Source organism: Pelagicoccus mobilis, assembly GCF_016595505.1.
In the GTDB taxonomy this organism is placed as follows: domain Bacteria; phylum Verrucomicrobiota; class Verrucomicrobiia; order Opitutales; family Opitutaceae; genus Pelagicoccus; species Pelagicoccus mobilis.
In genome coordinates, this window is sequence record NZ_JAENIL010000105.1 from 1 (window position 1) to 8,362 (window position 8,362).

At 54.1% G+C, this 8,362-nt stretch carries 5 protein-coding genes; 2 read left to right on the plus strand and 3 right to left on the minus strand.

Features of this window, described 5'->3' with window-relative positions:
* Positions 1-20: 20 nt before the first annotated feature.
* The 3 genes from JIN87_RS27290 to JIN87_RS27300 form a co-directional block, all read right to left on the minus strand.
* The gene (locus tag JIN87_RS27290; protein WP_200359783.1) at positions 21-1,469 is read right to left on the minus strand and encodes a DUF1501 domain-containing protein; all 1,449 of its coding nucleotides are present in this window, start codon (positions 1,467-1,469) and stop codon (positions 21-23) included.
* Complete coding sequence (locus JIN87_RS27295; RefSeq protein WP_200359785.1) at positions 1,466-4,624, minus strand: DUF1553 domain-containing protein; 3,159 nt, start codon at positions 4,622-4,624, stop codon at positions 1,466-1,468. The genes JIN87_RS27290 and JIN87_RS27295 overlap by 4 nt, the downstream gene beginning before the upstream one ends.
* A 105-nt stretch (positions 4,625-4,729) precedes the next feature.
* The gene (locus JIN87_RS27300; RefSeq protein ID WP_200359787.1) at positions 4,730-5,530 is read right to left on the minus strand and encodes an AraC family transcriptional regulator; all 801 of its coding nucleotides are present in this window, start codon (positions 5,528-5,530) and stop codon (positions 4,730-4,732) included.
* Positions 5,531-5,717: 187 nt separating this feature from the next.
* On the opposite strand from JIN87_RS27300, the gene JIN87_RS29125 reads away from it, so the two are divergent.
* On the plus strand, positions 5,718-6,167 hold the full coding sequence (locus tag JIN87_RS29125) for an AAA family ATPase (protein ID WP_200359790.1): 450 nt from the start codon (positions 5,718-5,720) through the stop codon (positions 6,165-6,167).
* A gap of 199 nt (positions 6,168-6,366) precedes the next feature.
* Positions 6,367-8,226: a DUF5060 domain-containing protein gene (locus tag JIN87_RS27310; RefSeq protein WP_200359791.1), complete on the plus strand. Its 1,860-nt coding sequence runs from the start codon at positions 6,367-6,369 to the stop codon at positions 8,224-8,226.
* Positions 8,227-8,362 lie beyond the last annotated feature (136 nt).

Genomic DNA, 8,362 nt, shown 5'->3' on the forward strand with positions numbered 1-8,362 from the left:
AAGCACGCTCCCACGGAAAGCTAGGCGAGGATCTTCTTCACGACCTTGCCGTGTACGTCGGTGAGACGGAAATGGCGGCCTTGGTGTTTGTAAGTGAGACGCTTGTGGTCGATGCCGAGGAGATGGAGGAGGGTCGCGTGGAAGTCGTGTACGTGTACTCCATCCTGAACGATGTTGTATCCGTAATCGTCGGTCATCCCGTAGGAGGTGCCCGGCTTTACGCCACCGCCAGCGATCCACTTGGTGAAGCAGCGTGGGTGGTGGTCGCGGCCGAAGCTTTTCTTGGTCATCTTGCCTTGGCAGTAGTTTGTACGCCCGAACTCTCCACCCCAGATGACAAGTGTATCTTCGAGCATGCCGCGTGACTTGAGATCCTTTAGGAGCGCCGCAGTTGGTTGGTCGGTTTCCTTGCTTTGCTTCTTGATCTGACCGGGTAGGCCGGCGTGTCCATCCCAGCCTGGGTGGAAGAGCTGGATGAAGCGGACTCCCTTTTCGGCTAGGCGACGAGCTTGTAAGCAGTTCGCCGCGTAAGTGCCAGGAGTGGTGACATCTTCGCCGTAGAGCTTTAAGGTAGCCTCGGATTCGCCGCTGATATCAGTTACTTCTGGTACTGATGTTTGGAGGCGGAAAGCCATTTCGTACTGCTGTATTTGGTTTTCGAGTACTGGATCGCTTTGCTTCTCGATCTGATGTTGATGGAGTTCTTCGAGGTGCTTGATCGTCGCGTAACGCCCTTTCTTGCTGACCCCGTCTGGATTGTTGAGGTAGAGAACGGCATCTTTGTCGGAGCGGAAGCGAACGCCGTCGTGGCGGCTCGGCAGGAAGCCGCTACCCCAGTAGCGCGCTCCGAGTGGTTGGCCTCCCTTATTCTTGGTCGTTAGGACGACGTAGGAGGGGAGGTTGGAGTTCATGGAACCAAGACCGTGCGACAGCCATGAACCCATGGTGGGGCGTCCTGGGAATTGGGAACCGGTCTGCATCATCATAACACCTGGTCCGTGGTTGATGGCCTCGGTGTACATGGATTTGATGAAACAGAGATCGTCCGCGAGCTCTGAGAGGTGCGGCATGAGCTCACTTATAGTCGCACCACTGTCACCATGCTGTTTGAATTCGAAGGGACAGCCGGCAAGCGGAAAGCTTGCTTGGTTGGTGGACATGCCAGTGAGGCGTTGGCCTTTACGCACAGAATCAGGTAGCTCCTCTCCGTGTTGCTTTTGCAGCACAGGCTTATGGTCGAAGAGTTCGATCTGAGAGGGGCCGCCCGACTGGAATAAATAAATGACGCGCTTGGCTTTAGGAGCGAAGTGGGTGCCGATGGGGGTGTCGCTCGCGGCGGAGAGACTGAGCGGGTTCATCATGTCGGCCAAGGCGATACCGCCGAGACCCATGGCGAAGGTATTCAGAAATTTGCGACGACTGATGAGCGACTCGTCGTCGAATCCGGTGCAAAGGGGTGAGTGATTCATCGTTGGATAAGCGATTCGTTAAGGTTCATAACCGCATTGATCACAATGGTTGCGGCGGCGTGTTCAGTCGTGTTGAGATTTACGTTGAGTGGAGCGTGTCCGACTTCCAGCAAGGCGGCAGCTTCATCTGGATTCTCGGAGAATTCGGCGAGTTGCGTCTTATAAAGACTAGAGAGAATGCTGAGTTCCTTCTTGTCAGGCTGACGACTGGTGAGAGAGAGGAAGGCTTCGTTGATAAGGCCTTTGCGATCCTTGCCGTGTTTTTGAAGAAGCTTCTCACCTAAGACTCGGGAGGCCTCGACGAATTGTGGGGCATTCAAAGTTACGAGCGGCTGGAGAGGCGAACTGGTGGCTTCGCGTTTCACGGTACAGACGTCGCGTTTGGAGGCGTCGAAGGCAACCATTGCTGGCGCGGGAGCGTTCCGTTTCCAGAATGTGTATAGACTGCGTCGATACAAGCCTTCTCCTTGGTCGTGGTCCATCGGCTTGAAGGATACTGAGAGATCGTAGGGTTTGACTGGTTCGCCGCCGACCTTGTCGACGAGGAGACCGCTTACTGCGAGAGCGTTGTCGCGGATCATTTCAGCCGGGAGACGCTCTGGGAAGCTGCGGCTTAGGTAGATATTGTCGGGGTCGCGTTCGCGAGTGCTCGAATCTGTGAAAGTGCTTTGGCGATAAGTGGAGGAGAGGACCATCTTTTTGAAGAGGCGCTGCAGGTCCCAGCCATTGTTGACGAAATCGCGTGAGAGCCAGTCGAGTAGCTCGGGATGAGTCGGTGGGTTGCCTTGGCTGCCGAAGTCCTCAGGGGTACGTACAAGGCCCTCGCCAAATACCATTTGCCAATAGCGGTTTACGGCGACGCGTGCGGTGAGCGGATGGTCGGGTGCGGTAAGCCACTTGGCGAGTCCGAGACGATTGCGTGGTTGGTCTTCTGGGAATTCAGGAAGAGCGCTTGGAGTGTCGGCGGTTACCTCCTCTCCATGGTTGTCGTAGCCACCGCGAGTCAGCACATACGCTTTGCGCGGCTCCTCCGTTTCTCGCATGATGGAGATCGCCGGGAGATCGTCCATCGTTCTGTTCCACTTAGCACGAGCGGCTTTTAGGTCGGAACGTGCTTGGTTGGCGGATGGGCTAACGGTTGCCAGGAAGTAGTCAGAAAGCTCATTGAGTTGGTCCTCGCTCAGTTCCTTTGGATCATTTGCGAGGAGTGTATTCAGGTGCTTATTGTCGTAGAGGTGGAGAGCTTCCGCGGAGCTTAGCTCTCGGTTGAACATGCGGAACTCGTCGATTTGCCCGTTCTTGAATCCACGATCTCGGTACCGCTCTCCGAGCACGATGTGTGGGCGTACGATTTTACCGCCTGGAACGTGCCATTGGGTGATCTGGCGGGTGAGGTGATCCTTGATTACTTCCAGCTCGAGTGGCTTGCCATCGAGATAGATTGAAATGCCGTTAGCCTTGCTGGAGCCGTCGTAAGTGACAACCACGTGTTGCCACTCTTGGGCTGCTACAGGTTGCTTCGCTTGGACGCGGAGAGCGTTGCCAGGCCAAAAGTGAATGAGGGAAGCAGTTAGCTTTCCGTCGAGCAGAAGTACTTCGTACCCTAAGCTTGCTGCGTCGTCTGCGCCTCCTCCTCGGCTGAACAAGTTTTCGCGTTCGGAGATTTGGTTTGGACGAATCCAGAGCGACGCGCTGAACGGATGTTCGCGAGTGAAGTGTCCGGTCTCTGGAATTTCTAGGGCGTCGTCGCCAGTGAAGTGTATCGCTTTTCCAGATACGCCGGGAACGAGCTTATTGTTCTCTGGGGTTGTTACGAGGGTATCGGTCTTGGCGAAGTTGGTCAGCTTGCCTTCCTCCATCGAGTCGAAGGTGACGTCGGCCACGAGTCCTGGGAGGCGAGCTTCGGGATTTGTAGCGAGCCAGGTTTTAAACTGATCGGAGTTAACGCTTTCTTGGGCGAGCTTCTCCAGCTTTATCTCAGCCTTGGCGATTTCCTCCTCTGCTTCCGCGAACTTCTCGTCTGCCTCTGGAGTAGAGATCGGCATAGCTGGCGTTGGGACAGCGTCGGTGAAGTAGGAGATGAGACCTGATTCCTCGATATTGGCAAAGAAGGAGCTGAGCTCGTAGTAGTCCTTGGTCGGGAGGGGGTCGTATTTGTGGTCGTGGCAGCGGGCGCAGTCCATGGTGAGGCCGAGGAATGCGGCGCTGAAGGTTTGCGTGCGGTCGGCCACGTATTCGACGCGGTACTCTTCGAGAACGATGCCACCTTCCATTTTGTGAGCGTGGATTCGATTGAAGGCAGTGGGGAGGATTTCGTCTTGGCCAGCGTCAGGAAGGAGGTCACCTGCGAGCTGGAGCGTGACGAATTCGTCGTAAGGCATGTTTTGATCGAATGCGTCGATCACCCAATCACGCCACGGCCAGACACGGCGTTCGCGGTCGCGTTGGTAGCCATTGGAATCTGAGTAGCGAGCAACGTCTAGCCATTCGCTGGTCATACGCTCGGCGTAGCCTGTAGAGTTTAGCAGGCGGTCTACCACTTTTTCATAGGCGTCCGTTGAGGTGTCGGCTTGGAAGTCGGCTAGCTCATCGAGCGTCGGAGGGAGGCCTGTGAGATCGAAGGTGACTCGGCGGAGCCACTTTTCTTTTGGTGACTCATCGGCCGGAGAAAAGTCGTTAGCGATCAGGTCCTTCTCGACGAATTGGTCAATCTCGTTGCTAGCCCAGTCAGACTCATGATCGGGAACATCGACTGATTTTGGAAGCGGTTTGAATGCCCAGTGAGTGTCGTATTCAGCCCCTTGCAGAATCCATTGATCGAGGAGTTCCTTCTCACGATCCGATAGCTTCAGGTTGGACTTCGGTGGCGGCATCATGTCTTCCGACTCATCCGTGTGAATGCGGTAGTGGAATTCCGAGTCATCGAGATTCCCGGGTACGATACCTTGAATACCGTCTATATCGGCGGTCGCGTGTTCAAAGGTATCGAGCCTGAACTCCGACTTTTGGTTCTCTGCGTCGGGACCATGGCACTTGAAGCAACGGTCGGACAAGATAGGGCGAATGTCCTCATTGAATGAGATCTCTTCCGCAGACAGCGAAGCGGCGGCCACCAAAAAGGCGCCGCCTAGAAGTTTAGGGGTGTTGAAAGGCATGTTGTCTTAGGCGGGGAGGAATCTAGCACCTAAACGTGAAATCGTCTTGTACCTTTACTCTGCAAATTTGGTACGATTTGACGCTTTAACATTTGAACACGGCTTTTATCGGCGCTGTTTGCGGTAGGCAAGTGGGGTAATCCCTGTGGCTTTACGGAAGCGTTTTGTGAAGTGGCTCTGGTCGTAGAAGCCGATTTCGAAACCAATGTCGGCGATCGACTTTTCGGAGCTGTTTAGGAGGTGTTGAGCGGCTTCTATACGTAATTTTAGTATATATTCGCTTGGTGAAAGGCGAAGAAGGGTCCGAAATCGGAAGTTGAATTGGGTGCTGGAAAGCTTGGACATTTCAGCCAAGGCGCTGATCGAAATCTCTTCGCGGAAGTGTTTCTCGATGTGGGCGACAGCGGGTGCGAGCTCCGCGAAATAAGCTTGGCGAGCGCTCTGCGTTTCGAGCGGGTACATGCAGCCAATGATGCCCAGGACCTCACCGCTCTGGTCGCAAAACGGGGTTTTGGTCGAGACGTACCACTTGGGCGTCCCTTTTACGTGAGGGACGAGCCAGACTTCTTCGGCGATAGTTTTACCGCCATCCATGACACGCTTGTCCTCGGCGTGGTAGGCGCGGGCCATTACGGGCAGCTGAAAGTCTAGGTCTGTCTTGCCCACTATTTTATCTAGAGAGTCGAGTCCGAAGACATCGCGAAGGATAAGCCCGTTAACGTAGATGTAGCGGTGGTCTTTGTCCTTTGCGTAGAAATAGGCGCTGGGGTGGTACTCGAAAAGCTCGAAGAAGCTTCGCATGACCGGCTGATCCTTGAGGAACTGAAGCTGGAACGGATGATCGAGCAGGCAAGGCGGCTTCGCTTGTCTCTCGATGCGATCGTTGTCCGGTTGGGCGTTTGGCACGAGTTCGATCCCAACAGGTTGAGATGTTTTTTCAAGCGTACATGCAATATGGATACGTCTTAAACAGGTTCAGCTAGACGCTTGAATATCGGGGCACTTGTTTTAGCTTCTCTTCATGGTTTGGGATAGGAAAGCGATTCGGAGAATTGGTGTTCGCATTCGAAAGCCGGAGATTCGATTGAGATCCGTGGACCAAAAGGAGCTCATTCGCTTCGAGAAGGTGATTGCAGGGAAAAAGCGTCCTCAGCGAAACGTATTGCTATTGATCGGAGAAAACCTCGAAGCTAAGCACGCAAAAATGGCTGAGATGGGTAAGTCGGCTGGTCGCACTGTTTATCGTGTCGATCTGTCGAAATTGTTTTCTGAATACATCGGTGAAACTGAGAAGAACTTGGCCTCCCTTTGGGCGAAAGCGGAGCAGCGAGGTTGGATTCTCTTTTTTGATGAAGCGGATGCTCTGTTTGGCAAGCGCTCAGCGGTGAAGGACGCTCACGACCGTTACGCAAACGAGGACGTTTCCCACCTGTTGCGACGGCTCAACCAGCCCTCGGTTTCGGCGGTTTTTTCAGCGAGTTCGGAGAAAATATTGAAGCGCTCCGTACTGAAACATTTCAGCTCGGTTGTCCGCATCGCTTAGTGGTTTTGGGATTAAGCTTTGATGTGAGAATTCAAATAATATCAGAGCTTTTGCGTCAATCGGACCGATTGTAATTGAGTATCGCCAAAAGCCTCTTCTGCATCGGAAAACTGGAGCTCAACAAACGCTTTTCTCCAGTCAACCACCCCGGCTAAACGCGTCATCTCTGTATCGAATCTGACGCATCCCTACATACACTATGAAACGAGTTATACCTATCCTCTGCGTTTTTGCGGCGTCTCTTTTTGCGTCGCTTTTCGCGAACGCGGCATCCGATCCCGAGATCTCGGGAGAGCTTAAAAAGTGGCACAAAGTCACTCTAACTTTCGAGGGGCCTGAGACCTCTGAAACCGCGTCGCCGAATCCGTTCTACGATTACAAATTCGATGTGGTATTCACGCATGCCAAGTCTGGTAAGAGCTATTCCGTTCCAGGCTATTTCGCAGCCGATGGAAACGCGGGCCAGACTTCTGCCACTAGCGGCAATAAGTGGCGTGTACACTTCGCACCGGACGAAACGGGAGAGTGGAGCTACGAAGCGTCTTTTTATCACTACCGTTTCATCTCTGTCCGCGAGAATACGGTTAAGCTGACCAAGCAAGCCAAGACCAGCCACATGCACGGCGCGACTGGAAGCTTCTCGATCGCGAAGAGCGACAAGAGTGGAGACGACTTCCGTGGGAAAGGGCGTTTGCAGTACACGGGCGACCGCTACCTACGATTTGCTGAGACTGGAGAGATCTTCTTCAAGTGTGGGCCAGACGCTCCCGAAAACGTGTTCGCTTACGAAGACTTCGATGGCACCTTCCACAATGATGGCCACGCCGACCAGCGCGTGAAAACTTGGGAAGCCCACCTCAAGGACTGGAACGAAGGTGACCCGACTTGGGGGTCTGACAATCGCGGAAAGGCGCTGATCGGTGCGATGAACTACCTTCATGAGGAGGGAATGAACGCGTTCTCTTTCCTCACTATGAACATCATGGGAGACGACCATAACGTGTTCCCGTATATCGACTACGACACGCATGACCGATTCGATGTCTCCAAGCTCGACCAGTGGGAGATCGTCTTCCAGCACGCGAGCAAGCTCGGCATCTTCCTGCACTTCAAGACTCAAGAAGCGGAAAACCAAGGTCTGCTCGATGGGGGAGGTCTCGGAGCCACGCGTCGCCTCTACTACCGTGAGCTGATTGCTCGTTTCGGCCACAACCTCGCTCTCAACTGGAACATGGGTGAAGAGCTCGGTGAGTGGCAACCAAAGCCACGTACGCCTCCGCAGTACCAGCACCAGCGACTCGCTATGGCGGAGTATTTCTACAACCACGATCCGTACCGCCATCATGTTGTGATCCACAACGGAAACTGGTTCGACGATGTTTACGGAGCGGATAGCAAGTACACAGGTGCGTCTCTCCAAACCAACAAGCCCGACTTCCACCGTGTCCATGGCGCGGTCCTGAACATTCTCGAAGCGTCCGCCAAAGCTGGAAAGCAATGGGCGGTAGCGGTTGATGAGCCAGGAGATGCGTCTTACTCGCTCGTTCCTGATGCGGTAGACCCTACGCATGACAATGCCCGCTCAAACGCTCTCTGGGGTGCGTACCTCGCAGGTGCTTGGGGCGTCGAGTGGTATTTCGGATACAAGGAAGCTCACTCCGATCTCACGTGTGAAGATTGGCGTTCCCGCGATCTTTTCTGGGATCAGTGCAAGATCGCCATCGATTTTCTTCACGGACAAGATTTGCCGTACGCGGAGATGAAATCGATGGACAATCTTATCGTAGACAATGGTCCTACAGTGAACTCGGCTGAAGGTGACTACTGTCTCGCTCTGCCGGGTGATTCCTACCTTCTGTATCTCAGAAGTGGAGACGAACGTTCCCTCAGCTTGGAAGCCGGCAAGTACCAGCTCGCTTGGTTCAATCCAAGAGAAGGGGGTGACCTTCAGTCCGGTTCGGTTAAGAAGATCAATGCCAAGTCCAAGGGCGAACATTCGCTCGGTAAGCCACCGGTTGCCGATGGCAAGGATTGGGTTGCGGTCTTGAGAAAGCGATAGGTCGTTCGAGCGAATTTTACTCTCAAGGGTTGGACCTCGGTCCAACCCTTCTTTGTGTCCTCTTTCCTGTTTTATGGTAGGGCTGGCGCTCGGCGCCATGCCGCAACAACCTCGGTCTTCAACTCCTACAGCTGCG